This is a genomic window from Stenotrophomonas cyclobalanopsidis (genome assembly GCF_008710035.1).
GTDB classification, from domain to species: Bacteria; Pseudomonadota; Gammaproteobacteria; order Xanthomonadales; family Xanthomonadaceae; genus Stenotrophomonas; species Stenotrophomonas cyclobalanopsidis.
This window is the reverse complement of record NZ_VYKI01000014.1, coordinates 17,880-42,754: the sequence shown is the minus strand read 5'-3', so window position 1 is coordinate 42,754 and position 24,875 is coordinate 17,880. Positions and strand designations below refer to the sequence as shown.

At 66.4% G+C, this 24,875-nt stretch carries 22 protein-coding genes; 17 read left to right on the top strand and 5 right to left on the bottom strand.

The genetic code is table 11. From position 1 onward, the window contains the following. Window positions 1-683: 683 nt before the first annotated feature. From recF to FJU31_RS12030, 13 genes are all read left to right on the top strand, one after another. The gene (recF, locus tag FJU31_RS12090; RefSeq protein WP_150454967.1) at window positions 684-1,778 is read left to right on the top strand and encodes a DNA replication/repair protein RecF; all 1,095 of its coding nucleotides are present in this window, start codon (window positions 684-686) and stop codon (window positions 1,776-1,778) included. A gap of 112 nt (window positions 1,779-1,890) precedes the next feature. Continuing rightward, window positions 1,891-4,350: a DNA topoisomerase (ATP-hydrolyzing) subunit B gene (gyrB, locus tag FJU31_RS12085; protein ID WP_150454966.1), complete on the top strand. Its 2,460-nt coding sequence runs from the start codon at window positions 1,891-1,893 to the stop codon at window positions 4,348-4,350. A gap of 67 nt (window positions 4,351-4,417) precedes the next feature. Next, complete coding sequence (locus tag FJU31_RS12080; RefSeq protein WP_150454965.1) at window positions 4,418-5,263, top strand: CPBP family intramembrane glutamic endopeptidase; 846 nt, start codon at window positions 4,418-4,420, stop codon at window positions 5,261-5,263. Window positions 5,264-5,332: 69 nt separating this feature from the next. After that, window positions 5,333-6,139: a M48 family metallopeptidase gene (locus FJU31_RS12075; RefSeq protein ID WP_150454964.1), complete on the top strand. Its 807-nt coding sequence runs from the start codon at window positions 5,333-5,335 to the stop codon at window positions 6,137-6,139. A gap of 131 nt (window positions 6,140-6,270) precedes the next feature. After that, a complete protein-coding gene (locus FJU31_RS12070) occupies window positions 6,271-7,461 on the top strand; it encodes a tetratricopeptide repeat protein (RefSeq protein ID WP_150454963.1) in 1,191 nt (396 codons plus the stop codon). A 143-nt stretch (window positions 7,462-7,604) separates the two neighbouring features. Then, window positions 7,605-8,273 (top strand): energy transducer TonB, encoded by a 669-nt coding sequence (locus FJU31_RS12065; protein ID WP_150455009.1) that lies wholly within the window; start codon window positions 7,605-7,607, stop codon window positions 8,271-8,273. Between the two features lie 92 nt (window positions 8,274-8,365). Continuing rightward, complete coding sequence (exbB, locus tag FJU31_RS12060; protein WP_079224460.1) at window positions 8,366-9,127, top strand: TonB-system energizer ExbB; 762 nt, start codon at window positions 8,366-8,368, stop codon at window positions 9,125-9,127. 59 nt (window positions 9,128-9,186) lie between these two features. Beyond that, on the top strand, window positions 9,187-9,609 hold the full coding sequence (locus FJU31_RS12055; protein WP_150454962.1) for an ExbD/TolR family protein: 423 nt from the start codon (window positions 9,187-9,189) through the stop codon (window positions 9,607-9,609). A 3-nt stretch (window positions 9,610-9,612) separates the two neighbouring features. Continuing rightward, on the top strand, window positions 9,613-10,026 hold the full coding sequence (locus FJU31_RS12050) for an ExbD/TolR family protein (RefSeq protein WP_005411740.1): 414 nt from the start codon (window positions 9,613-9,615) through the stop codon (window positions 10,024-10,026). Between the two features lie 146 nt (window positions 10,027-10,172). After that, the gene (gene cls / locus FJU31_RS12045) at window positions 10,173-11,633 is read left to right on the top strand and encodes a cardiolipin synthase (protein ID WP_150454961.1); all 1,461 of its coding nucleotides are present in this window, start codon (window positions 10,173-10,175) and stop codon (window positions 11,631-11,633) included. Window positions 11,634-11,676: 43 nt separating this feature from the next. Then, window positions 11,677-11,931: a hypothetical protein gene (locus FJU31_RS12040; RefSeq protein WP_150454960.1), complete on the top strand. Its 255-nt coding sequence runs from the start codon at window positions 11,677-11,679 to the stop codon at window positions 11,929-11,931. Between the two features lie 9 nt (window positions 11,932-11,940). Continuing rightward, window positions 11,941-12,684, top strand: a complete 744-nt coding sequence (locus FJU31_RS12035) for a pyridoxine 5'-phosphate synthase (RefSeq protein WP_150454959.1) — start codon at window positions 11,941-11,943, stop codon at window positions 12,682-12,684. Between the two features lie 244 nt (window positions 12,685-12,928). Further along, window positions 12,929-14,041: a PA0069 family radical SAM protein gene (locus FJU31_RS12030; RefSeq protein ID WP_150454958.1), complete on the top strand. Its 1,113-nt coding sequence runs from the start codon at window positions 12,929-12,931 to the stop codon at window positions 14,039-14,041. A 138-nt stretch (window positions 14,042-14,179) separates the two neighbouring features. On the opposite strand, the gene FJU31_RS12025 is transcribed toward FJU31_RS12030, so the two are convergent. From FJU31_RS12025 to FJU31_RS12015, 3 genes are all read right to left on the bottom strand, one after another. Then, window positions 14,180-14,887: a 2OG-Fe(II) oxygenase gene (locus tag FJU31_RS12025; RefSeq protein WP_150454957.1), complete on the bottom strand. Its 708-nt coding sequence runs from the start codon at window positions 14,885-14,887 to the stop codon at window positions 14,180-14,182. A 108-nt stretch (window positions 14,888-14,995) separates the two neighbouring features. After that, the gene (locus FJU31_RS12020; protein ID WP_150454956.1) at window positions 14,996-16,012 is read right to left on the bottom strand and encodes a class 1 fructose-bisphosphatase; all 1,017 of its coding nucleotides are present in this window, start codon (window positions 16,010-16,012) and stop codon (window positions 14,996-14,998) included. 274 nt (window positions 16,013-16,286) lie between these two features. After that, complete coding sequence (locus tag FJU31_RS12015; protein ID WP_150454955.1) at window positions 16,287-17,489, bottom strand: amino acid aminotransferase; 1,203 nt, start codon at window positions 17,487-17,489, stop codon at window positions 16,287-16,289. Window positions 17,490-17,657: 168 nt separating this feature from the next. Between FJU31_RS12015 and FJU31_RS12010 the strand changes: the two genes are divergently transcribed. After that, entirely contained in the window at window positions 17,658-19,781 is a 2,124-nt protein-coding gene (locus tag FJU31_RS12010; protein WP_150454954.1) for a TonB-dependent receptor family protein, read from the top strand. Window positions 19,782-19,843: 62 nt separating this feature from the next. On the opposite strand, the gene FJU31_RS12005 is transcribed toward FJU31_RS12010, so the two are convergent. Further along, window positions 19,844-20,233: a hypothetical protein gene (locus FJU31_RS12005; RefSeq protein WP_150454953.1), complete on the bottom strand. Its 390-nt coding sequence runs from the start codon at window positions 20,231-20,233 to the stop codon at window positions 19,844-19,846. Window positions 20,234-20,382: 149 nt separating this feature from the next. Here FJU31_RS12005 and FJU31_RS12000 point away from each other — a divergent pair, with 149 nt between their 5' ends. The 3 genes from FJU31_RS12000 (at window position 20,383) to ligD (ending at window position 24,268) form a co-directional block, all read left to right on the top strand. Further along, a complete protein-coding gene (locus FJU31_RS12000) occupies window positions 20,383-20,781 on the top strand; it encodes a hypothetical protein (RefSeq protein WP_150454952.1) in 399 nt (132 codons plus the stop codon). A gap of 91 nt (window positions 20,782-20,872) precedes the next feature. Beyond that, complete coding sequence (gene ku, locus FJU31_RS11995) at window positions 20,873-21,802, top strand: non-homologous end joining protein Ku (protein WP_150454951.1); 930 nt, start codon at window positions 20,873-20,875, stop codon at window positions 21,800-21,802. Between the two features lie 3 nt (window positions 21,803-21,805). Further along, complete coding sequence (gene ligD, locus FJU31_RS11990) at window positions 21,806-24,268, top strand: DNA ligase D (RefSeq protein WP_150454950.1); 2,463 nt, start codon at window positions 21,806-21,808, stop codon at window positions 24,266-24,268. 109 nt (window positions 24,269-24,377) lie between these two features. Here ligD and FJU31_RS11985 read toward each other — a convergent pair whose 3' ends face one another. Then, window positions 24,378-24,773, bottom strand: coding sequence for a hypothetical protein (locus FJU31_RS11985; protein ID WP_150454949.1), 396 nt, complete (start codon window positions 24,771-24,773; stop codon window positions 24,378-24,380). Window positions 24,774-24,875 lie beyond the last annotated feature (102 nt).

The following is a 24,875-nucleotide window of genomic DNA, read 5'->3' as shown; positions in this document are numbered from 1 at the left end:
AAGCCGATCCCCCTCCTGCTGACGCTACTGTCCACAGCCCTGATTTCTGCCCGCTGGGTGCTTCCCTAGCTTTTAAATCTGGGTATAAATCTAAAGCATGGTGGTGATGGTAGGGCCAGATTTCGTAGAAAACAGAGCTATCTATTTGATTTCAATGGCATTTGTGCGCCTGAAACCCCCTGTATATGGGCCCTTGGGGCTGGGGCGGAAGCTGTGGATAGTTTTCCCGGCGGCTGAAAGTGGCTTTTTTATCCACAGATTGCCCATACCTTGTGTATAAGTCATACAGACCCGCTGTGGATAGCGTGGAACGCATGGTCAGAATTCTTTGAAATCTGTGGAACGCCGCAGTCCGCTGCCCTGTAGATTTCAAGCAATTCACGGCGGTCGTCATCGATGCGTAGGCAGCGCAGCGCAGTACCCAGGTGCGAGCCGCTGAAAATTCGCTGATTTCTGGGGGCCAATACCGTGCCCGGTGCTGCAGATTTCAAGAAATTTACGGTATCTGGCGCCGCCCTCGGACGTGCCTGCGCTGGGATTTTCCACGTGGAACGGCCGGGTGATGTCCGCCACGTCCTGCCCTGCCGGCCCCGCCTTGCCCGCAACGGCGTTCTTGACCGATGCAGTAAGCTGATGGATTCCCTGCCCTGCTACCGCCCCGAGCGGATGGTCTCCCGCGTCCCATGCTGATCCGCCGCCTCGCCTTGAACCAACTGCGCCGCTTCAGTGCCGTGGAACTGTCACCCCAGCCGGGTTTGAACCTGCTGACCGGCGACAACGGCGCGGGCAAGACCAGCGTGCTCGAGGCCCTGCACTTGATGGCCTATGGCCGGAGCTTCCGTGGCCGTGTCCGCGATGGTCTCGTCCGCCAAGGCCAAGAAGCGCTGGAAATCTTCGTGGAATGGGACGAACAGCGGGCCGATCACCCGCCGCACCGCCGCAAGGCTGGTCTTCGCCATAGCGGGCAGGACTGGAAGGGTCGCCTGGACGGCGAAGACGTTGCCCAGCTCGGCAATCTCTGTGCGGCGTTGGCTGTAGTGACCTTTGAACCGGGCAGCCACGCCCTGGTCAGCGGCGGTGGCGAACCGCGCCGTCGTTTCCTCGATTGGGGCCTGTTCCACGTGGAACCAGACTTCCTTTCGCTGTGGCGCCGATATTCCCGGGCGCTCAAGCAACGCAACGCGCTGTTGAAGCAGGGCGGGCCCTCGCGGATGCTCGATACCTGGGACCACGAGTTGGCTGAGGCGGGCGAACCGCTGACCAGTCGCCGTCAGCACTACCTGGAACGGCTGCAGGAACGGGCGATTGCCCTGGCAACCGCGCTGGCACCGCAGTTGGGCATCCAGGGCCTGGATCTCAGTCCGGGCTGGCGCCGGCACGAACTGCCGCTGGCCGATGCGCTGCTGCTGGCCCGCGATCGCGACCGCCAGGCCGGTTACACCTCGGTAGGTCCGCACCGGGCCGACTGGAGCGTGGATTTCCACAGCATTCCCGGCCGGGATGCACTCTCACGTGGCCAGGCCAAGCTCACTGCCCTCGCCTGCCTGCTGGCCCAGGCCGAGGATTACGCCGAACAGCGCGGGCAATGGCCGGTCATTGCGCTGGATGATCTGGCATCGGAGCTGGACCGCACCCATCAGGCCCGTGTCCTCGAGCGTCTACTGGCCGGTCCGGCACAGATCTTCGTAACGGCCACCGAGACCCCGGCGGCCCTGGTGGACCTCACAGGCATCACCCGGTTCCACGTGGAACATGCGCAGATCGCGGCTGTGCCATAGTGGCTACATCAGGGCCTGCGGGGCCCGGCTGGTATAATTCAGGTTGCACCCCTTCTTACCCGGCGCATCGCACCTGTGCGGTGACCGACCTGCGGAGCCTACGGCAAGCGCAATGACCGACGAACAGAACACCCCGGCAAACAACGGCAACTACGACGCCAACAGCATCACCGCCCTGGAAGGGCTCGAGGCTGTGCGCAAGCGTCCTGGCATGTACATCGGCGACGTCCACGACGGCACCGGTCTGCACCACATGGTGTTCGAGGTCGTCGACAACTCGATCGACGAAGCCCTCGCCGGCCACGCCGACCACGTCGCGGTGACGATCCACGCTGACGGCTCGGTGTCGGTGTCCGACAACGGCCGAGGTATCCCGACCGGCAAGCACGAACAGATGAGCGCCAAGCTGGGCCGCGAGGTTTCGGCGGCCGAGGTCGTGATGACCGTGCTGCACGCAGGCGGCAAGTTCGACGACAACAGCTACAAGGTTTCCGGCGGCCTGCACGGCGTAGGCGTCAGCGTGGTCAACGCGCTGTCGCAGAAGCTGCTGGTGGACGTATTCCAGAACGGCTTCCACTACCAGCAGGAATTCAGCAACGGCGCCGCGGTCAGCGCGCTGGCCAAGCTGGAAGACACCACCAAGCGCGGCACCACCGTACGCTTCTGGCCGTCGACCGTGGCCTTCCACGACAACGTGGAATTCCACTACGACATTCTGGCGCGCCGCCTGCGTGAACTGTCGTTCCTCAACTCCGGCGTCAAGATCGTGCTGGCCGACGAGCGCGGCGACGGCCGTCGCGATGACTTCCACTACGAAGGCGGCATCCGCAGCTTCGTGGAGCATCTGGCCCAGCTGAAGACCCCGCTGCACCCGAACGTCATCTCGGTCACCGGCGAGCACAACAACATCGTGGTGGACGTGGCGCTTCAGTGGACCGACTCCTACCAGGAGACGATGTACTGCTTCACCAACAACATCCCGCAGAAGGATGGCGGTACCCACCTGGCCGGTTTCCGCGGCGCCTTGACCCGCGTGCTCAACAACTACATCGAGCAGAACGGTATCGCCAAGCAGGCCAAGATCAACCTGACCGGCGATGACATGCGCGAAGGCATGATCGCGGTGCTGTCGGTGAAGGTGCCGGACCCGAGCTTCTCCAGCCAGACCAAGGAAAAGCTGGTCAGCTCCGACGTGCGTCCGGCGGTGGAAAACGCCTTCGGTGCGCGCCTGGAAGAGTTCCTGCAGGAAAACCCGAACGAAGCCAAGGCCATCGCCGGCAAGATCGTCGACGCGGCGCGTGCCCGTGAAGCGGCGCGCAAGGCCCGCGACCTGACCCGCCGCAAGGGCGCGCTGGATATCGCCGGCCTGCCGGGCAAGCTGGCCGACTGCCAGGAAAAGGACCCGGCGCTGTCCGAACTGTTCATTGTCGAGGGTGACTCGGCAGGTGGCTCGGCCAAGCAGGGCCGCAACCGCAAGAACCAGGCGGTGCTGCCGCTGCGCGGCAAGATCCTCAACGTGGAGCGTGCCCGCTTCGACCGCATGCTGGCCTCGGACCAGGTCGGTACGCTGATCACCGCGCTGGGCACCGGCATCGGCCGCGACGAGTACAACCCGGACAAGCTGCGGTACCACAAGATCATCATCATGACCGACGCCGACGTCGACGGCGCCCACATCCGCACCCTGCTGCTGACGTTCTTCTACCGTCAGATGCCGGAGCTGATCGAGCGCGGTTACGTCTACATCGGCCTGCCGCCGCTGTACAAGATCAAGCAGGGCAAGCAGGAGCTGTACCTGAAGGACGACCCGGCGCTGGACAGCTACCTGGCCAGCAATGCGGTGGAAAACGCCGTGCTGGTGCCGGCCGCGGGTGAGCCGGGCATCGAAGGTGCCGCGCTCGAAAAGCTGCTGCTGACCTTTGCCGGCGCGCGCGACGCGATCGAACGCAATGCGCACCGCTACGACCGCAGCCTGCTCGAAGCGCTGGTCGACTTCGTGCCGATGGACCTGGCCCACCTGCGCGGTGCCGCTGAAGGCCAGGGCCTGGATGCACTGGCCCAGCGCCTCAACCAGGGCCGCCTCGGCAGCGCGCGTTTCACCCTGGAACTGCAGGAGCCGAACGACGAGCGTCCGGCCGCCGTGCTGGTGACCCGCCGCCACATGGGCGAGGAACACGTGCAGGTGCTGCCGCTGGCCGCCTTCGAAGGTGGCGAACTGCGTGCCATCTACCAGGCTGCCAGCCTGCTGCACGGCCTGGTGCGCGAAGGCGCCACCATCGGCCGCGGTGCCAAGTCGGTCGAAGTGGACAGCTTCGCCAAGGCACAGAACTGGCTGCTGGAGGAAGCGAAGCGCGGCCGCCAGATCCAGCGCTTCAAGGGCCTGGGTGAAATGAACCCGGAACAGCTGTGGGATACCACCGTCAATCCCGATACCCGCCGCCTGCTGCAGGTGCGCATCGAGGATGCTGTCGCGGCTGACCAGATTTTCAGCACCCTGATGGGCGATGTCGTCGAACCGCGTCGTGACTTCATCGAAGACAACGCGCTGAAGGTCGCCAACCTGGATATCTGACACGCTTCGACCGTGGCCGGTGCGCGGGGATGCGCGCCGGCCCTTGCCCTCTGATCGCAGGTAATCGATGTCCGCTTCCGTCCCGGTACCCGCCCCGCCGCCCGTTCCGCCAGCCTCGGCTGCGCCGCGCCGCGGTTCGCCCGTGGCAGGCTTCTTCATCGATCTGGGCATCGGCGCCGCCACGCTGTTCATCCTCAGCCTGGTCGCTGGCCTGGCGTGGGGCCTGTATCGCGGCATCCAGGTCGGCTACGCCAGCGCGAAGAACAACGGCGCGGGCATCGACCCGTCCAGCGTGACCGAAGCGCTGGGCACGCCTGGTGCCCTGGCGCAGGTGCTGATGGCCCTGGTGTCGACCGGTGGCGCGGCGCTGCTGCTGTACTTCCTGCGGCGGCCGGCCAATGCCGCCGAACGGCAGGCCTCGGCGCAGGCGCTCCGGCGCCCGTCCACCTGGGGCTGGACCCTGCTGGTGGCCACGCTGATCGTGATCGGCAGCAATGGCATCGCCTTCCTGGCCAAGCAACTCGGCGTGGAACCGGTGCCGACCAACCTGGCGCTGATGCAGCACGCCATCGAGCGGTTCCCGCTGTTCCTGGTGCTGTTTGCGGTGGTGCTGGCGCCGGCCTACGAGGAACTGCTGTTCCGCCGCGTGCTGTTCGGGCGCCTGTGGCAGGCTGGCCGGCCCTGGCTGGGCGTGCTGCTGAGCAGCCTGGCCTTCGCCCTGATCCATGAGATCCCCGGCACCAGCGCCAACGGGCCAGCCGAAATCGCCCAGCTGTGGCTGGTCTACGGCGGCATGGGCGCCGCGTTCTGCTGGCTCTACCGGCGCACCGGGACGCTGTGGGCGGCGATCATCGCGCACGGCCTGAACAACGCCGTGGCACTGGCCGCGCTGGTGTTCTTCGGGTCAATGTAAGGCCGTGGCCGGTTGACGAAAAATTAAGCGGGCCCGGTCCACACTGCCTGCATGAACACGGGGGATTCCATGAAATCACTGCTGCTTGCCCTGCTCATCACCGTGCTGGTCGGTGCCTGCGCGACCACCACCTCACCCACCGGCCGCCGGCAGATGGTCGGTGGCGTGTCGCAGGCCCAGCTGGATCAGCTGGGCGCACAGGCGTTCGCGGAAACCAAACAGAAGGAAAAGATCAGCACCGACGGCCGCCAGAACGCCTACGTGCAGTGCGTGGTCAATGCGCTGGTTGCGCAGCTGCCGCCACAGTACCGGGGCGTACGCTGGGAAACCGCCGTGTTCGTCGACAAGGAACCCAATGCCTTCGCCCTGCCCGGCGGCAAGGTGGGCGTGAACACCGGCATCTTCACTGTTGCCAAGAACCAGGATCAGCTGGCGGCGGTCATCGGCCATGAGATCGGCCACGTCATCGCCCGTCACCACGAAGAGCGCATCACGCGGCAGATGGGCGCGCAGACGGGCCTGTCCGTGCTGGGTGCGTTGGCGGGTGCTGCCTACGGCGAAGGCGCGGCCAGTACGGTCAACCAACTGGGCGGTACCGCTGCCCAGACTGCGTTCCTCTTGCCCGGCTCACGTACCCAGGAATCGGAGGCCGATGTGATCGGCCAGCGGCTGATGGCCGATGCCGGTTTCAACCCAGCGCAGGCGGTTGATCTGTGGCAGAACATGATGGCCGCCAGTGGCGGACGCAGCCCGCAATGGCTGTCTACCCACCCCGATCCGGCCAATCGCATCCGCGAACTGCAGCGCGATGCGCCGTCGCTCGCACCCGCTTACCAGCAGGCCCAGGCCGCTGGACGCAGGCCAAAGTGTGGTTGAGTGCGCAGATTCATGCTGTATTGCAGCACATAAAACGATTTCTCACGCCATCTGTTTCTGATACGTTTGGCGGCTCAGATTTTTCTGACAGTCCGACTTTGCCGCTGACGGCGGTTCGATCGAGGTGAACGATGATTTTCCGCAACCACAAAGCTGTGCTTTCCGTCCTCATCGCGACCGCCCTGACCGGCGCCGTGGTCACCGATGCCTTCGCGCAGTCCTCGCGTTCGTCCGAGCGCGGCAACCGCGGCGGCAAGCAGCAGGCCAAGGCCGAAGTCCTGTACCCGAATGCCACTCGTGAGGAGCCGAAGGAAAAGGCGTCCGCGAAGATGGGCAAGCAGCTGCAGAAGCTGATTGACAGCTACAACGACCAGAAGTTCCCGGAGACCCTGCAGATTGCAGGCGAGATCCTGGGCAACAGCGCGTCGAACAACTACGACAAGTCGCTGGCCGCACAGCTGGCTTCGCAGGCCGCCTACCAGAGCGACGACACCGCCGGTGCCATCGGCTACCTGAAGCAGGCGCTGCAGCTCAATGGTCTGGACAACAACGGCCACTATCAGTCGATGCTGATGCTCGGCCAGCTGCAGCTGCAGGAAGACCAGACCGCCGAAGGCCTGGCCACGCTGGACAAGTACTTCGCCGAGACCAAGTCGAACAAGCCGGAAGAGCTGGTTGCCAAGGGCCAGGCCCTGTACCAGCTGCAGCGTTACCAGGAAGCCATCCCGGTGCTGCAGCAGGCCATCGCCGGTGCGACCGAGCCGAAGGACAACTGGAACCAGCTGCTGATGGCTGCCCTGTCCGAAGCCGGCCAGACCGGTGAAGCGGTCAAGACCGCTGAAGCCCTGGCCGCGAAGAACCCGAACGACAAGAAAGCCCAGCTGAACCTGGCCAACATGTACATGCAGGCCGATCAGATGCCGAAGGCCGCCGCGGTGATGGACAAGCTGCGCAGCAGCGGCCAGCTCACCGAAGAGCGCGAGTACAAGCAGCTGTACTCGATCTACGCCAACACCGAGAACAAGGAAAGGGACGTCATCGCGGTCATCAACGAAGGGTTGCAGAAGGGCATCCTGAAGCCGGACTACCAGGTCTACCTGGCGCTGGCCCAGTCCTACTACTACTCCGACCAGGTGCCGCAGGCGATCGAGGCGTGGCAGAAGGCCGCCCCGCTGTCCAAGGACGGTGAGACCTACCTGAACCTGGCACGCGTCCTGCATGCCGAAGGTCGCATTCCCGAGGCCAAGAAGGCCGCCCAGGAAGCTCTGGCGAAGGGCGTGAAGAACCAGGCTGATGCCAAGAAAATCATCAACCTGAAGTAAGTAGGAATAACGCCTGAATGCCTGCAAGGTTGATGCGCAGGCGCTCAGGATTGGTATAAGCTTGGAGGTTCCTGCGGTGTCATGCACCGCTGATCAGGGATCCCGCCCCCGGGATCCCGGCCCCACTATTGAGCTCTTGGCGCATGACGGAACAACTAGTCGTTCACCGGTACGAACAAACTGAAGAATCGGGGCTGAGCTGGCCGCGCATCTTCGGCATCGCGTTTGTAATCGCCCTGCATCTGGCCGCCTTCATGATGCTCCTGATCCCCGCCGTGGCCCCCAAGGCCGTGGCTGAGAAGGAGCGCAACGTCATGGTGACCATCGTCGACGCGCCGCCGCCGCCTCCGCCGCCGCCGCCGCCGCCGCCGCCGCAGGACACCCCGCCGCCGCCGGTGAAGAACCTGTCGCCGCCGAAGCCCTCGCCCGTCCCGCCGCCGCCGCAGGCGCCGGTCGTCGACGTGCCGGAGCCGCGCCCGAACGACATCGTCACCCCGCCGTCGCCGCCGTCGCCGCCGTCGCCGCCCGCCTCGATCGAGGCCAGCGTCGACATCTCGTCGAAGGCCATGAATCCGCCGCGTTACCCGCCGGCCGCTTTCCGCGCGGGCATCCAGGGCGAAGTGATCCTGATCATTGATGTCGATGCCCAGGGCAACGTCACCAATGTCACGGTGGAAAAGTCCAGCCGTAACCGCGACCTGGACCGTGCTGCGATGGAAGCTGCCCGCAAGTGGCGTTTCAACGCCGCTGAATCTGGCGGTAAGAAGGCTGCTGGCCGCGTCCGCGTCCCGGTCAACTTTGCACTGAACTGATGCGAGCGGGTGGTCGCCGGCCACCTCTCCTCCAGTTCGATTGTCTAGCTTAGCTACACCCTTTATCACCACACACAACAAAGGTAAGCGTCATGCTGCAGGAACTTTTCATCGCCGCTGCTGCCGGGGGCAATCCGTCCAACGCCCTGTCGCAGATGGGCTTCGAGCATCTGATCCACGAGATGACCACCCAGCCGGGTGACTTCGCTGTCTCCTGGGTGGTGCTGCTGACCCTGATCGTCATGTCGGCCATGTCCTGGTACTGGACCGTCATCAACATCTTCCGTTCGGTCCGACTGAAGAGCGCTGCCGATCGCGTCGTCAGCCTGTTCTGGGACACCCCGAACGCACAGGACGCCATCCGTGCGATGGAAGAGCAGCCGGCTTCCGAGCCGTTCTCGAAGATCGCTCTGGACGCTGCCCAGGCGGCTGCCCACCACCAGCGTGCTGAAGGCGGCGCCACCGGCGGTCTGGGTGAGAACCTGAGCCGTTCGGAGTTCGTCGACCGCGCCCTGCGTCAGGCCGTGACCCGCGAAAGCAACAAGCTGCAGTCGGGCATGACCCTGCTGGCCACCGTCGGTGCAACCGCTCCGTTCGTCGGTCTGCTGGGTACCGTGTGGGGCATCTATGGCGCGCTGATCAAGATCGGTGCCACCGGCTCCGCTTCGATCGACGCCGTTGCAGGCCCGGTGGGTGAAGCGCTGATCATGACCGCCATCGGTCTGTTCGTCGCAATCCCGGCCGTGTTCGCCTTCAACTTCTTCAGCAAGGTCAACAGCGCGACCATCAGCAAGTTCGATACCTTCGCGCACGACCTGCACGACTTCTTCGCCACCGGCTCGCGCGTCCGCTGATTGCGGCGCGTGACCCTGCGACGAACGACGTAGTCACCAAGATCTAGACGGAGCCCGTTATGGCTTTCAGTAGTGGTAACAGCGGCGGCCCCATGGCCGACATCAACGTGACGCCCCTCGTGGACGTGATGCTGGTGCTGCTGATCATCTTCATCATCACGGCGCCCCTGATGTCCCACAAGGTCAAGGTGGATCTGCCGGAGGCCAACCTGGTCCAGAAGGAAGACGCTGAAAAGCGTTCTGGCCCGATCACCCTGGCAGTCAAGGAAGACGGCTCGATCTACTGGAACGACGAAGAAATCAACAAGCAGACTCTCGAGTCGCGCTTGGCGACCGCCGCCCAGCAGACCCCGCAGCCGCCGCTGAACCTGCGTGGTGACCGCACCACCAAGATGCGCGTCATCAACGACCTGACCAAGGTCGCGCAGGAGCAGGGCATGCTGGACGTCGGCTTCGTCGCGACCAAAGAGAAGGGGCAATAAGCCATGGCATTCAGTAGTGGTGGTGGCAAGGGCCCCATGGCCGACATCAACGTCACGCCCCTCGTGGACGTGATGCTGGTTCTGCTGATCATCTTCATCGTGACCGCGCCGATCATGACGTACCCGATCGCCGTGGACCTGCCGCAGCGCGTGCTCAACCCACCGCCGCAGCTGGTCGAACCGCCGCCGCCGATCGAGCTCAAGATCGACGCCAGCAACCAGGTCTCGTGGAACAACAGCCCGATCAATACCAGCGAGCTGCAGCAGCGGATGGAGCAGGAGGTCCAGCGTGACCCGACCAACCAGCCTGAGCTGCGCATCGACGCAAGCCCGGATTCCGAGTACGACGTGATGGCCAAGGTTCTGGCCGCCGCGAAGAATGCTCAGATGAAGAAGATCGGCTTCGTGCAGCAGTAATACGTACGACCGCAGCACAACAGTCATGACGCGACTGCAGACGCCCCTGGAGACAGGGGCGTCTTTTTTTGCGCGCTGGGGTCAGAGCTCTTCCCTGCGGCAAGGGGTCCGACCCCAACCACCCCCGCGCCCGCTATGATCGGCGCATGCTCGCCCTCTTCGATTCGCTGCGCCTCTGGCTCGATGGCATTGCCCACCTGGGAACGATCCTGGCGGTGGCGTATCTGCTTTACCTCCTCGCCCTGACCGGCTGGATCATGCTGCAGAAGCGCGAGCCGGTGGCCACGCTCAGCTGGATCCTGTCGCTGGCGCTGCTGCCCTACCTCGGGCTTTTCATCTACTACCTGCTGGGCCCGCAGAAGGTGAAGCGCCAGCGCCTGCGCCGTGGTCGCGCGCGCTCGGGCATGGAGCACTACAGCGATGTCTGCCCGCCCGATGCCGGCTGCACCGAGCTGGCCAAGGTCGCCCAGGCTACGACCGGCCTGGCGCCCAGCAGCGCCACCGAAGTGACTTGGCTGGTGGACGGCGCGACCACCTATGCCGCGCTCATCGAGGCCATCGGCCAGGCGCGCGATCACGTGCACCTGGAGTACTACATCTTCAATCCCGACCACGCCGGCACCGCCCTGCGCGATGCCCTGGTCGAGCGCGCGCGTGCAGGCGTGCAGGTGCGCCTGCTGCTCGACGCGGTGGGCTCCTCGTCGTTGCCGGCGCGCTTCCTGCGGCCGCTGCTCGAAGCCGGCGGCGAAGCCATCTGGTTCCACCCGCGGCAACTGCTGAAACCCTTCAAGCGCCCGTGGTTGAACCTGCGCACGCATCGCAAGCTGGTCATCATCGACGGCCATCTGGCCTTCACCGGCGGCATCAACATCACCGACGAAGAAGACGAGAGCCGCAACCCCAACGCCTACCGCGACCTGCACATGCGCCTGCGCGGCCACGTGGTGCGCAGCCTGCAGCTGGTGTTCGCCGAAGACTGGCTCTACGCCAGCGGCCAGGAGCCGTCGCGCTTCGATATCGCCCGCCTGTGGCCGGCAGACATGCCGCTGCGTGGCGATGGCAGCATTGATGCGCAGGTGCTGGTGTCCGGCCCGGACTCGGGCTGGGAAACCATCCACCGCCTGCACGTGACGGCGATCCACGAAGCCAATGAGCGGGTCTGGCTGGTGACCCCCTACTTCGTGCCCGGTGAGGCCGCGCGCATGGCCCTGACCTCGGCGGCGCTGGGCGGCCTGGACGTGCGCCTGCTGGTGCCGAAGATGAGCGACTCCTGGTTCGTCACCCAGGCCGCACGTTCCTACTTCGACGAACTCCTGCATGCCGGGGTGAAGATCTACGAGTACGGCCCGCGCATGCTGCACACGAAAGCCTTCATCGCCGACGACGATGTCTGCATCGTCGGCAGCGCCAACTTCGACCACCGCAGCTTCCGGCTGAACTTCGAGCTGTCGATGATGATCAGCGACCGCGACCGTGTGGCGGAACTGGCCACGCTGCTGCAGGCCGAGTTCGACAGCGCCACCCGCGTGCATGACCAGGCCGGCCGCTCGCTGTGGCTGCACCGCCTGCCAGAAGCCTTCGCCCGCCTGGCCTCGCCGCTGCTCTGACGCAGCGCTACACTGCGGTCGATGCCCCGGGGAGGATTGGAACATGTACTGGCTGTACCTGCTGCTGGCGCTGGGCTGCTTCGCCTTCGCGCTGAAGACCCCGAACATGGGCCTGATGTCGCTGGCCCTGCTGGCCGCCCTCGGCTTCCTGCTGGCATGGGTGCGTGGCCGCCACGTCGCCCGCTTTGGTGACCTGCAGCGTGACCCGTCCACCCTGGTCGATGCCGAGGAGCTGCGCCGCCTGCGTGAGCAGGCCCGCGCGCATGACGGCACGCCCCCACCCTCTTCCGCACCGTAGTTCCGTTCCATGACCCAGCTCAGCGTCAACGTCAACAAGATCGCCGTCCTGCGCAACTCGCGCGGCGGTGCCGAACCCGATGTCGTGCGTGCGGCCCAGGCCTGCCTGGACGCCGGCGCCCACGGCATCACCGTGCATCCCAGGCCGGACCGTCGCCACATCACCGCCGAGGATGTGCTGGCGCTGTCGACCCTGACCCGCGCCCGCGGCGTCGAGTTCAACATCGAAGGCAACCCGTTCGCACCGCCGCGCGAGGGCTATCCGGGCCTGCTGCCGCTGTGCGCGCAGACCCGCCCGGCGCAGGCCACCCTGGTGCCCGATGGCGATGGCCAGATCACCTCGGACCATGGCTTCGATTTCGAGCGCGATGGGGAGCGCCTGCGCCCGCTGGTGGCCGAACTGAAGGCGATGGGCTGCCGCGTCAGCCTGTTCGTGGACGCGGGCAACCCGCTGCTGGAACAGGCCGCGGAAGTCGGCGCCGACCGCATCGAGCTGTACACCGGACCGTATGCCGAAGCGCACGCGGCCGGTGATGCCGCCGCGATGCTGGATCTGTTCGCCACCGCCGCGCGCCGCGCCCAGGCCGTCGGCCTCGGTGTGAATGCCGGCCATGACCTTTCGCAGGACAACCTGCGTGACTTCCTGGCCGCGGTGCCGGAGGTGCTGGAGGTGTCGATCGGCCACGCCCTGATCGGTGAGGCCCTGTATGACGGCCTCGACGCCACCGTGAGGGGCTACCTGGCCCTGCTGTAACGGCTGACGCCGGGCATTGCCCGGCAGCCACCGCTGCCCATCGCAGCTGCTGAGACGTCCGTGGCCCATGCTTCCGGCCTGCTGCGGCGATGGCGCCTGCGCGACCACGTGAAGCCTGTGGATAACACTGGGGTCAACGTGCCGTCGGATCCGCCCCAACGCCTACAGCTACGTGAATCCTGGCCGCTTGCGTCGCCTGTGGTTAGCAATAATACTAATGCCTCTGAAACGGCCGGAGGGCGCCATGCAATCCCACCCTCGCAACGCCCAGGCCGCCATCAAGGGCCGGGGTTCCACCTCCCACCTGGCTGGCCGCTTCGAAAGCACGGTGAGCGAAGCGGTCGATGACGGCTGGGCCATCGACCATAGCGAAGAATTCCTCGCCCCGCGCCTGCGCACCGAGGTGCGCGCCGAGACCGCGCGCAGCATCATCAGCCGCAACAATTCCCCGGACGTGGGTTTCAGCCAGTCGGTGAACCCGTATCGCGGCTGCGAGCACGGCTGCTCATACTGCTTCGCCCGCCCCTCGCACGCCTATCTGAACCTGTCGCCGGGCCTGGATTTCGAAACCAAGCTGTTTGCCAAGACCAATGCGCCGCAGCTGCTGCGCAAGGAACTGTCAAAGCCGGGCTACGTGCCGCAGCCGATCGCACTGGGCATCAACACCGATGCCTACCAGCCGATCGAGCGCAAGCTGAAACTCACCCGCCAGCTGATCGAAGTGATGCTGGAGACGAAGCATCCGTTCTCGCTGATCACCAAGAACGCGCTGGTGGAGCGCGATATCGATCTGCTGGCACCGCTGGCGGCAGAGAACCTGGTGAGCGTGCACTTCTCGGTGACCTCGCTGGACCCGCACCTGTCGGCGAAGCTGGAGCCGCGCGCTTCCGCGCCGCATGCGCGTCTGCGCGCGATGAAGCGCCTGCACGACGCAGGCATACCGGTGGGCGTGATGGTGGCGCCGGTGATTCCGTGGATCAACGACAGCGAACTGGAAGCCGTGCTGGAGGCCGCGCATGACGCCGGTGCCGGAACCGCCGGTTACGTGCTGCTGCGCCTGCCGCTGGAGGTAGCGCCGCTGTTCCGCGACTGGTTGGACACGCACCACCCTGATCGTGCCGCGCACGTGATGAGCACCATCCAGCAGCTGCGTGGCGGCAAGGACTACGACAGCCAGTTTGGCACGCGCATGCGTGGCCAGGGCGTCTATGCGGATCTGTTGAACAACCGCTTCAAGCTGGCGCGGAAGCGGCTGGGCTTCAACGCGCAGAACAGCCACTGGCCGCAGCTGGACTGCAGCCGGTTCCAGAAGCCGCTGCCGCCGCAGAAGGAATCACCGCAGGGGTCGTTGTTCTGATGTCCGTAGAGTCGAGCTTGCTCGACTGCTCTTCTGCTTTCAGTCGAGCAAGCTCGACTCTACGGAGCCAAGGCAGTCGAGCAAGCTCGACTCTACGGAGCCAAGGCAGTCGAGCATGGCTCGACTCTACAAACGGCGTTACCCGCCAAACAGCTTCTGCGCGCTCTGGAAGAGGATCCAGCTGGTGGCGATGAACTTGTCGCCGCCCTGCGGCCGGTTGCCGCGATGGGTGTGGGTGAACGCGGTCGGCGCGATCAGCAGGCTGCCGGTGCGCGGTGCGATCTTGCGCCCCTGGAACAGGAACTCGGTCTCGCCTTCCTCGAAATCGTCGTTGAGGTACAGCGTCCACAGTACATGCCGGTGCAGCGTTTCCGCCTGCGCATCCTTCGGGTACAGCTCGCAGTGCCAGTACGGGTAACCGCCCTCGCCCGCCGCGTACCACTGCAGGTTGATCGCACCTGGGCGCAGACAGGTGCGGGCCAGCTCCGCCAGCTGCTCCGGCGCCATGTCGGGGAAATCCTCGGCTGACAGTCGGCGCGGCTGGCCGTTGCTGTCCTGGATCTGCAACATCAACGGTGCGATCAGAGCCTGTGGATAACGGCGTAGATAAGTCTGCAGCCCGGCGAAAACCGCCTGTTGCAGCAGGGTGTCCACGTCGCGCCACGCATCCAGGCCGCTGATGCGCAGATCCTTGCTGTGCTTGAGTTCGGGGAACACACCACTGCCTACCGCACCGGGTTTCAGGCCCTGGCTGCTGCGCATGCGGGCGACGATGGCGGCGCACACGTCACTGGGGACGGCGTTGTGGATGACTTCGATGAGATCGACCGGGCCCGGCTCGTGCATGCATGCAATCCTTCGGCGGCAAGGGCTTGATGGTGCCGTTTGCCGCCGCTGCTGTCACCCCGCGGTCATGTCATCGCACTGCCATGACCGCTGTAGGGATGGCCGCCATCAAGCGGTCTTCGCGTCATGCTCCTGGTGATAACGCACCGCTTCGGCCACTTCCTCGCGCGAGCCGAGGAACACCGGCACGCGCTGGTGCAGGTGGTTGGGCTGCATGTCGAGGATGCGCTCGCGACCGGTGGATGCGGCGCCGCCGGCCTGTTCAACCAGCAGGCCCATCGGGTTGGCTTCGTACATCAGGCGCAGCTTGCCGGCCCTGTCCGGCTCTTTCTTGTCACACGGGTAGATGAAGATGCCGCCGCGGGTGAGGATGCGATGCACGTCGGCGACCATGCTGGCGATCCAGCGCATGTTGAAGTTCTTGCCGCGCGCGCCTTCCTTGCCGGCCAGCAGGTCCTGCACGTAGCCCTGCATCGGTGCTTCCCAGTGGCGCTGGTTGGACATGTTGATGGCGAATTCCTGGGTGGCTGCCGGAATCTGCATGTTTTCGGTGGTCAGCACGAACTCGCCGGTCTCGCGGTCCAGGGTGAAGGCATGCGTGCCGTGGCCGACGCTGAGCACCAGCTGGGTGCTGGGCCCGTAGATGCAGTAGCCGGCGGCAATCTGCTTGCTGCCCGGCTGCAGGAAGGCTTCATCGCCCGGCAATTCGACGTTGGTCGGGCAGCGCAGCACCGAGAAGATGGTGCCGACGGAGACGTTGACGTCGATGTTGGAGCTGCCATCGAGGGGATCGAACAGCAGCAGGAAGTCACCGCGCGGGTAGATGTCCGGCACGGGCTGGCTGTGGTCCATCTCTTCCGATGCGCAAGCGGCGAGGTGGCCGCCCCAGGCGTTGGCTTCCAGCAGGATCTCGTTGCTGATGACGTCCAGCTTCTTCTGCGCTTCGCCCTGCACGTTGCCGGTGCCGGCTTCGCCGAGTACGCCGCCGAGGGCGCCCTTGCTGACGGCGATGGAGATGCTGGTGCAGGCGCGGGCGACCACGGCGATCAGCTGGCGCAGGTCGGCGTTGATTCGGCCGGCGTGCTGTTGCTGGATCAGGAAGCGGGTCAACGAAGTACGGGACATGAGCGGGCAGGTCTCGGCAGCAGGAAAACGCCTATTGTCGCTGCTGTGCGCGGCGCGTGCGTGATTGGTTTGAGGCGAAATCGTTTACAAGAGCATTACGTTGCAGAAGCGGTGTGCTCCCTCTGTAGAGCCGAGCCCGCGCTCGGCTGATCTTCATCCGTCACTCCACACAAGCCGAGCGTAGGCTCGGCTCTACAGCAACCCTCGACGAAACCGTGACCACAAAACAAAGGCGCCTTTCGGCGCCTTTGTCTCAACACATTGCTGCGTTGCCTCAGCCCTTGGCGACGGTGGCCACGGCCTTGGCGACGTATTCCAGGTTGTTCTGGTTCAGCGCGGCCACGCAGATGCGGCCGGTGCCGACGGCGTAGATGCCGAACTCGTCGCGCAGGCGTTCGACCTGCTCACGGCTCAGGCCGGAGTAGGAGAACATGCCGGCCTGTTCGTTGATGAAGGCGAACTGCGGCGCACCGGCGGCGGCGAGCTTTTCGACCAGGCCCTGGCGCAGGGCGTGGATGCGCTCGCGCATCTCGGTCAGTTCCTGCTCCCACATCGCACGCAGGTCCGGGTTGGTCAGCACGCCGGCCACCAGCGCGGCACCGTGGGTGGACGGGCTGGAGTAGATCGTGCGGATCACGCGCTTGACCTGCGACTGCACGGCCTTCGCATCAGCGGCGGTCGGGGCGACCATCGACAGCGCACCCACGCGTTCGCCATACAGCGAGAACGACTTGGAGTAAGAGTTGGCAACGATGAAGCTGTCGATGCCGGCCTCGGCGATGATGCGCACGGCGGCGCCATCCTGCTCGATGCCCTTGTCGAAGCCCTGGTAGGCCATGTCGATGAAGGGGAACAGCTGCTTGTCCTTGAGGACTTCGGCCACCTGCTTCCACTGGCTGACGGTGAGGTCGGCGCCGGTGGGGTTGTGGCAGCAGGCGTGCAGCAGCACCACGGTGCCGGGCTGCAGCTTCTGCAGGTCGGCCAGCATGCCGTCGAAATCGACGCCATGGGTGGCGGCGTCGAAGTAGGTGTACTCAACCACGTCGAAACCGGCGGCACCGAACACGGCGCGGTGGTTTTCCCAGCTCGGGTTGCTGATGGCGATGGTGGCGTGCGGCAGCAGCTTCTTCAGCACATCGGCGCCGACGCGCAGCGCACCGCTGCCACCGACGGTCTGTGCGGTGGTGACGCGGCCGGCGGCCAGCAGCGGCGAGTCCTTGCCGAACACCAGCTCACGGGTCGCCTGCGTGTAGGCAGGCAGGCCGTCAATCGGCAGGTAGCCACGCGGTTTGGCTTCGGTGGCGAGCTGCTGCTCGATCTGCTTGACGGCGCGAAGCAGCGGAATGCGGCCGCTCTCGTCATAGTAGATGCCCACACCCAGGTTGACCTTGGTCGGGCGGCTGTCGGCGTTGTACGCCTCGGTCAGGCCCAGGATCGGGTCGCCCGGGACCAGTTCCACGTTTGCAAAGAAGGACACGGCAGTACTCGTTCTATTTGAGGGGGAGAAGAAGCGCGGGTCGTGAAGCAGCGGCCGTCGGCCACAGCCATGCCATCGTAACAAAGCGTGCCACCCGCGCGGCGGCCATCGTCACGCCGCAGCCCGTACCATGGCGTGTTGTTTCCCCGCCGTGCGTGTAGCTGAACGATGAAAGATTCCCCGGTGCCCCGCCGCCTGCCCCTGCTCATTGCCCTGCTGCCGTTGCCGGTGCTGGCCCAGAACGCCACCGACCCTGCCCCGCAGCAGCTGCCGACCGTGGAAGTGCAGGCCGCACGCGTGCAGGGCATTGATCCGTTCGCGCTGCCGGCCAGCCAGGACACGGTGTGGGTGGGCGACGACCGCAGCGGGCCCGGGGTGCAGGTGTCCGAGGCGCTGGCCGGGGTGCCCGGGGTGCTGGCGCGTGACCGCCAGAACTATGCACAGGACACCCAGCTGTCGATCCGCGGCTTCGGCGCGCGTTCCACCTTCGGCGTGCGCGGCGTGCGCGTGCTGATCGATGGCGTGCCGGCCACCATGCCCGATGGCCAGGGCCAGCTGTCGCACGCCAGCCTGCTCGGTGCCGAGCGCATCGAGGTGCTGCGCGGCCCGTTCTCCGCCCTGTACGGCAACTCCTCCGGCGGCGTGCTGCAGGTGTGGAGCGCGCAGGGCCAGGCCGGCGATCCGTGGCGGCTGCGGGTGAACGCCGGTGCCGACAATACCGTCAGCGTTGGCGCGCAGCTGCGCGGTGCCGGCCCGGTGATCGACTACAACATCGCCGCCAACCACTTCCACACCGATGGCTGGCGCGACCACAGCGAGGCGCGGCGTGAGTCGTTCAACGCACGGCTGGGCGCTGAAGTCGGCGGCGGCCGCCTGGAGCTGCTGCTCAACGCGCTGGATGCCCCCGATGCGCAGGACCCGCTGGGCCTGACCCGCGCGCAGGTGGCGGCCAACCCGCGCCAGGCCACGGCCGTGGCCGAGCAGTACAACACCCGCAAATCGGTGCGCCAGCAGCAGGCCGGCCTGCGCTGGACCCGCGAAAGCGGCGCCCAGCGCTGGCAGCTGATGGGCTACGCCGGGCAGCGCGCGGTGACCCAGTTCCTGCCGATCCCGCCCACCGCGCAGGCCAACCCGCTGCATGCCGGCGGCGTGATCGACCTGGACGGCGGCTATGGCGGCATGGACGCGCGCTGGGGCTGGAAGGGCGACCTGGCCGGGCGCCCGCTGGACGTGGTGGCGGGCATCAGTGCCGACCGCCAGCGCCAGCACCGCACCGGCTACGAGAACTTCGTCGGCAGCACCCTGGGCGTGCGCGGCCGCCTGCGCCGCGACCAGATCGACACCGTGCAGAACGTCGACCAGTTCGCCCAGGCGTGGTGGCAGTGGAGCCCGCGCTGGTCGCTGCTGGCCGGCGTGCGCCACAGTGCCGTGCGCTTCGAGTCGGACGACCGCTACATCACCGGCAGCAACCCCGACGACAGCGGCCGCCGCCGTTACCAGGCGACCACGCCGGTGGCCGGGGTCAGCTTCGAGGCCACCCCGCAGTGGCGCCTGCACGCGGCGGTCGGACGTGGCTTCGAGACCCCCACCTTCAACGAGCTGGGCTACCGCAGCGACGGCCAGGCCGGCCTGGCGCTGGACCTGTCGGCCGCGCGCAGCCGCAACATCGAGGTCGGCAGCAAGTGGCACGCGCAGAACGGAACCCGGCTCGATGTCAGCGTTTTCCGCGCCGTTACCGACGATGAGCTGGCCGTTGCCAGCAACACCAATGGCCGCAGCACCTACCGCAACATCGGCCGCACCCGCCGCCAGGGCGTGGAACTGCAGTACCAGCAGCCGCTGGCCGAGCAGTGGGAACTGCAGCTGGCCTGGACCTGGCTGCAGGCGCAGGTGCGATCGCCGTACCTGACCTGCGGCGGCAGTGGTTGCCGCGTGCCCGACACGGTAGTGGCGGCCGGCAGCCGCCTGCCCGGCGTGCCGCGGCAGCAGGCCTTCGCCCGCCTGCAGTGGTCGCCCGGCGACTGGCAGTGGGCGCTGGAGGCCAATGCCAGCAGCGACACGGTGGTGAACGACCTGGCCACCGAGCGTGCACCCGGCTACACCGTGCTGAACCTGGAAGCGGGCCGCCGCTGGGCCCTGCCCGGCGGTGACCTGCGTGCCTTCGCGCGGCTCGACAACCTGCTGGACGAGGCCTACATCGGCTCGGTGATCGTCAACGATGGCAACGGCCGCTTCTACGAACCGGGCCCGGACCGGCGCGCCAGCGTGGGCCTGCAATGGTCGTGGCGCTGATGCGCCTGGTCGGCGGCGCCAGTGGAGCCAACGCTACGCTGGCGGCACTGGCGCCAGCGGCCTCAATCCGGTGCCTTGGCCGGTACGAAGGGTGAGGTCGGGTCACTGGCCGGAAACGTCTCTTCCAAGGCCTGGTCCTGGTTGTCACTGGCGTGCTGCTTGCGCTCGCGGCGCTTGAGCGGACTTTCCTGGCCGCCGCGGTTCCGGTCGCCACAGTCCTTCCTGTCCAGTGCCGCCTGTTCAACCTCGCGTTTCACTGGCAGACGCGGGTCGTCCTGCTGCGCGGCCTGCGGGCTACGCGGGTCGGGATGCACCGGGTGATTTCCGGCATCGACGAAGGGGGCGCCGGTGCCGCGGAAATCGGCTTCATCATTGTCGTGCTTGGCGCGCTGCTCGCCAGCCACGGGCGCTGTCGTCTCGCGCAGCGGGTCGCGGGAGGTATCTCGGTTCATGGCGGTCATTTCTCGCTGGGCGGGAAGTCCACTTAACTCCTGTGGAGGTAAAGCCACCGCGAACCCCGCGTCATGAACACCTCTGTCACCAGTGCATAACAGCGTGGCGCGTATCCCTGCCAGCCCAGACACTGATGCAGGACCCCGCCATGGCCCGCCTGGAACGACCCGCACCGTCCGTCTTCAACGCGCTGCTGGACCCGTTGTCAACGCGCAGCCCGAAACGGGGAACCCGCCGCCATCCGGACCCGCAGGCTGTGGCGCAGGACTATCTGCAATACATGCTGACGGATTACGAAGGGCGCCGCAGCCACGGCCAGCGGAACTGGCGCGACCTGTGCCCGGTCTACGCCTTCGCCCTGACCACCCATGCGGCCGACTGGCCCCGCGGAGGTGATGTGGATACCTGCGAGGAGCTGGCCGCGCATTGGGATCAGATGCGAGGGCAGTCACGCCTGGATTGGGCGCAGGCGTGGCCCGTGGTGGAGGATGCCTGGCGCGCCCTGGACCACATTCCAGTCACCGCCGTGAGGCCTCTGCTGCAGTAGTAGCGGCCATCCCGCCTCCACACGCCCGACACGGTCGTTTCACGGCGGGCCACCGAAGCTGGGCGTCCATGCTGACTGCCCAGGTACGCCCATGGCCCGCCCGATCTGGACCGGTACCCTCTCCTTCGGCCTGCTGAACGTGCCGGTGTCGCTGATGTCCGGCGAGCGCAAGGTAGACCTGCAGTTCCGCATGCTCGACTCGCGCGACCGCAAGCCGATCCGCTTCGAGCGGGTCAACGCCGATACCGGCGAGGAAGTGCCGTGGAAGGACATCGTCAAGGCCTTCGAGTACGACAAGGGCAGCTACGTCGTGCTGGAAGAAGGTGACATCCGCTCGGCCGCGCCGGAGAGCCATGAAACGGTGGAGGTGGAGTCGTTCGTCGACGCCGCGCAGATCGATCCCCGCTACTTCGAAAAACCCTACCTGCTGGTGCCGGGAAAAAAGGCCGAGAAAGGTTACGTGCTGTTGCGCGAGACGCTGCGCAGCACACGCAAAGTGGGTATCGCCCGGGTAGTCGTGCGCACGCGCGAGTATCTGTGTGCAGTGATGCCTAATGAAGACGCGCTGGTGTTGATGATCCTGCGCTACCCGCAGGAACTGGTCGATCCGGAGGATTACAAGCTGCCTACCGGCAGTCTTTCCGATTACAGGATCACCAGCAAGGAGACCGCGATGGCCGAACAGTTGATCGAATCGATGGCCGGTGACTGGGATCCCACGCAATACCACGATGAATTCCGCGAGCGCCTGCAGCAGGTGTTGAACAAGCGCATCAAGGCCAAGGGCGGCACCACCCAGGTGGAAGAGGAGCCGGTGGCGCGCGAGGATGCCAGCACCAACGTGGTGGATTTCATGGCGCTGCTGCAGAAGAGCCTGGAGGCCAACAAGCGCACGCCGGCGAAGAAGACCACGGCGCGCAAGGCACCGGCGAAGAAGGCTGCGAAGAAGGCGACGAAGAAGACCGCCGGCAAGGCCGCCAAGGCGACGAAGAAGGCCGCACCGCGCCGCAAGGCAGGCTGAGCCATGTCGCTGCACCAGTACCGCCGCAAGCGCCGTCTTGGCGGTGGCAGCGGGCAGACGCCAGAGCCGGATGATGGCCCAGCCGCAGGCAATCCGAAGCGACGCCCGCAGTTTGTCATCCAGCTGCACCACGCCAGCTCGCGGCACTACGATTTCCGCCTGGAAATGGATGGCGTGCTGAAGAGCTGGGCAGTGCCGAAGGGGCCGTCATTGCGGGCCGGCGAAAAGCGCCTGGCGGTGGAAGTGGAGGACCATCCACTGTCCTATGCCGGCTTCGAAGGGGACATTCCCGAAGGCCATTACGGCGCCGGCCACGTGCAGGTGTTCGACCATGGCAGCTGGGCCTGCGAAGGCGACCCGCTGCAGGCGCTGGCCGAGGGCAAGATCGACTTCGCACTGCACGGGCAGCGCTTGAGTGGCGGCTGGAAGCTGGTGCGCACGGCCATGAAAGGGCGACAGGTGCAGTGGCTGCTGATCAAGCGTGACGATGCCGACGCGCGCGACGCCGAGGCCGATGATCTTGTGGAGAGCGCCATGCCTGCACCCAGGGCCGCAGCAAAGAAGGCGAAGAAGGCAACGCACGCGGCACCCCGCAAGGCAGACGCACGCTGGCACACGCGCGCGCTGAAACTGGCCGGTGCACGTGACCATCCGTATCCGCGCGGCTTCAAGCCGCAGCTGACTGATCATCGCGACACCGCACCCGATGGCGAACGCTGGCTGCATGAGATCAAGTGGGACGGCTACCGCCTGCTGGCCGACCTGCACGAGGGCGAGCTGAAACTGCGCTCGCGCAATGGCCTGGACTGGACCGACGACTTCCCCGAAGTCGCCCAGGCCGTGCGCGCGCTGCCGGTGCGCGATGCGCGCCTGGACGGCGAGCTGGTCGTGCTCGACACGCAGGGACGCAGCGACTTCGCGGCCCTGCAGCGTGTCATTGATGGCAGCTCGAAACAGCCGCTGCGCTACATCGTGTTCGATCTGCCCGGCGTGGCTGGCGTGGACATCAGCCGCGCGCCGCTGCTGCAACGCAAGGCCTTGCTGAAGGACCTGATCGGACCGGAGCCGGGCACGCTGGCCTACAGCGAGCACGTGCTCGACCATGGCCCTGCGGTGTTCGCCGCCAGCGGCGAGGCCGGCTTTGAAGGCATCGTCAGCAAGCAGGTCGATGCGCCCTACGTGAACGCCCGCGCGCGCAGCTGGGTGAAGGTGAAGCATGAGGACACCGACGAGTTCGTCATCATCGGCCACACCGCGCCCAAGGGCAGCCGGGTCGGCTTCGGTTCGCTGCTGCTGGCCACACCCGACGCCGGCGGCCTGCGCTATGTCGGTCGGGTTGGCACCGGCTTCGACGATGCGGCGTTGAACGCGCTGAGCAGCGCGCTGGCGCCGCTGGCGGTGAAGAAAGCGGTGCTGGAGCTGCCGGCGCATGTTCCCTTCCGCGCGGCCAGCGTGCGCTGGGTGAAACCGGTGGTGGTGGCCGAGGTGGCTTTCCGTGGCTGGGGCAAGGAAGGGCTGCTGCGCCAGGCCAGCTTCAAGCGCCTGCGCAGCGACAAGAAGACACAGGACCTGGCCATTGCACCGGCAGCAGGCCGCGATGATGTATCGGTGGCCATCAGCCATCCGGAACGCGTGGTGTACCCGCAGCGCAAGCTCAGCAAGGGCGACGTGGCCGACTACTACCGGCAGATGGCGCGCTGGATCCTGCCGGAGATCGCCGGCCGCCCGCTGTCACTGCTGCGCTGCCCGGATGGCGTCGGCAAGGCCTGCTTCTTCCAGAAGCATCATGGCCCCGGTCTGGGCGACGCCGTGCATGCGGTGCCGCTGCAGCAGAAGAGCGGCCGCGAGGACTACGTCTACATCGATGATGCGCGCGGCCTGCTGCAGCTGGTGCAGATGAATGCCCTGGAGCTTCACCCGTGGGGCGCCACGGTCGAGGATCCCGAGCATCCGGACCGGCTGGTATTCGACTTGGACCCCGGCGAAGGTGTGAGCTGGGCCACGGTGAAAGCGGGTGCGCGCGACGTGCGCGACCGCCTGCTGCAGGTCGGCCTGCAGAGCTTCGTGCGGCTGTCCGGCGGCAAGGGGGTGCACGTGGTGGTGCCGCTGCAGCCGAAGGCCGACTGGGAACAGGTCAAGGCGTTCTGCGAAGCCTTCGCCCAGGCGATGGCGCTGGAGCAGCCCGATCGCTACGTGGCGACGATGAGCAAGGCCAAGCGCGAGGGCGTGATCTTCATCGACTGGCTGCGCAATGCGCGCGGCGCCACCAGCGTGTGTTCGTGGTCGCTGCGCGCGCGGGAGAGCGCGGGCGTGGCGGTGCCGCTGCGCTGGGAGGAGCTGGCGAGAGTGAGCGCCGCCGATGCGTTCCCGATGGACAAGGCCCTGGCGCGCGCGAAGCGCCTGAAGGAAGACCCGTGGCGCGGGATGGAAATGTTGCGGCAGGTGTTGCCGACCGGTAACCGGTAGCGCCGGGCCACGCCCGGCGACGCAGGGCTCGGGGAAGTCGAACGGCTTGGCCGTTAGGATATAGACCGGACCGGCAATGCCCGGCGGGCACCGAGCCTAGGGGGAATCATTAAGCCTGTGTTGCGCTGCGTGACGGACGACGCCCGAACCACCAGCCACCGAGCAGCTGCACCGGCAGCGACACCAGCAGCGCGATGGCGAACCAGCGCGGGAAATCGCCGCCCATCACCCACAGGCCGTAGCCGCTGCCGAGTGCCAGCAGGGTCCAGATCGAGGTGCCATGCGCACGCGGCCAGCACGGTGCGTAGTACGTGGCGAAGGCGATGCCGGCGATGCCGCCGAGCACGGTGAAGGCCAGGTCCCAGCCCAGTTGCGCTTCGCTGCCGGGGTGCAGGCCGAACAACGACGGCAGCCAGCCGCCGGCACTGCTGACCAGGGCCAGCGCGAGCAGCGCGCCGACCAGGGCGACGACGGACAGGAAAACGGTCTTGAGCATTTCGGGCATGCCGTGATTGTACGGCGCTCCGGGCTGCGTAGAGTCGAGGGGGGGGGGGGGGGGGGGGCCGGGGGGGGGGGGGGGGGGGCAGAGGCAGCGCACGGGGGCGGG

Bases quoted from the DNA above. Each gene is read 5' to 3' on its own strand.
- recF (WP_150454967.1), top strand. From the start codon at position 684: ATGCTGATCCGCCGCCTCGCCTTGAACCAACTGCGCCGCTTCAGTGCC.
- gyrB (WP_150454966.1), top strand. From the start codon at position 1,891: ATGACCGACGAACAGAACACCCCGGCAAACAACGGCAACTACGACGCC.
- FJU31_RS12080 (WP_150454965.1), top strand. From the start codon at position 4,418: ATGTCCGCTTCCGTCCCGGTACCCGCCCCGCCGCCCGTTCCGCCAGCC.
- FJU31_RS12075 (WP_150454964.1), top strand. From the start codon at position 5,333: ATGAAATCACTGCTGCTTGCCCTGCTCATCACCGTGCTGGTCGGTGCC.
- FJU31_RS12070 (WP_150454963.1), top strand. From the start codon at position 6,271: ATGATTTTCCGCAACCACAAAGCTGTGCTTTCCGTCCTCATCGCGACC.
- FJU31_RS12065 (WP_150455009.1), top strand. From the start codon at position 7,605: ATGACGGAACAACTAGTCGTTCACCGGTACGAACAAACTGAAGAATCG.
- exbB (WP_079224460.1), top strand. From the start codon at position 8,366: ATGCTGCAGGAACTTTTCATCGCCGCTGCTGCCGGGGGCAATCCGTCC.
- FJU31_RS12055 (WP_150454962.1), top strand. From the start codon at position 9,187: ATGGCTTTCAGTAGTGGTAACAGCGGCGGCCCCATGGCCGACATCAAC.
- FJU31_RS12050 (WP_005411740.1), top strand. From the start codon at position 9,613: ATGGCATTCAGTAGTGGTGGTGGCAAGGGCCCCATGGCCGACATCAAC.
- cls (WP_150454961.1), top strand. From the start codon at position 10,173: ATGCTCGCCCTCTTCGATTCGCTGCGCCTCTGGCTCGATGGCATTGCC.
- FJU31_RS12040 (WP_150454960.1), top strand. From the start codon at position 11,677: ATGTACTGGCTGTACCTGCTGCTGGCGCTGGGCTGCTTCGCCTTCGCG.
- FJU31_RS12035 (WP_150454959.1), top strand. From the start codon at position 11,941: ATGACCCAGCTCAGCGTCAACGTCAACAAGATCGCCGTCCTGCGCAAC.
- FJU31_RS12030 (WP_150454958.1), top strand. From the start codon at position 12,929: ATGCAATCCCACCCTCGCAACGCCCAGGCCGCCATCAAGGGCCGGGGT.
- FJU31_RS12025 (WP_150454957.1), bottom strand. From the start codon at position 14,887: ATGCACGAGCCGGGCCCGGTCGATCTCATCGAAGTCATCCACAACGCC.
- FJU31_RS12020 (WP_150454956.1), bottom strand. From the start codon at position 16,012: ATGTCCCGTACTTCGTTGACCCGCTTCCTGATCCAGCAACAGCACGCC.
- FJU31_RS12010 (WP_150454954.1), top strand. From the start codon at position 17,658: ATGAAAGATTCCCCGGTGCCCCGCCGCCTGCCCCTGCTCATTGCCCTG.
- FJU31_RS12005 (WP_150454953.1), bottom strand. From the start codon at position 20,233: ATGAACCGAGATACCTCCCGCGACCCGCTGCGCGAGACGACAGCGCCC.
- FJU31_RS12000 (WP_150454952.1), top strand. From the start codon at position 20,383: ATGGCCCGCCTGGAACGACCCGCACCGTCCGTCTTCAACGCGCTGCTG.
- ku (WP_150454951.1), top strand. From the start codon at position 20,873: ATGGCCCGCCCGATCTGGACCGGTACCCTCTCCTTCGGCCTGCTGAAC.
- ligD (WP_150454950.1), top strand. From the start codon at position 21,806: ATGTCGCTGCACCAGTACCGCCGCAAGCGCCGTCTTGGCGGTGGCAGC.
- FJU31_RS11985 (WP_150454949.1), bottom strand. From the start codon at position 24,773: ATGCCCGAAATGCTCAAGACCGTTTTCCTGTCCGTCGTCGCCCTGGTC.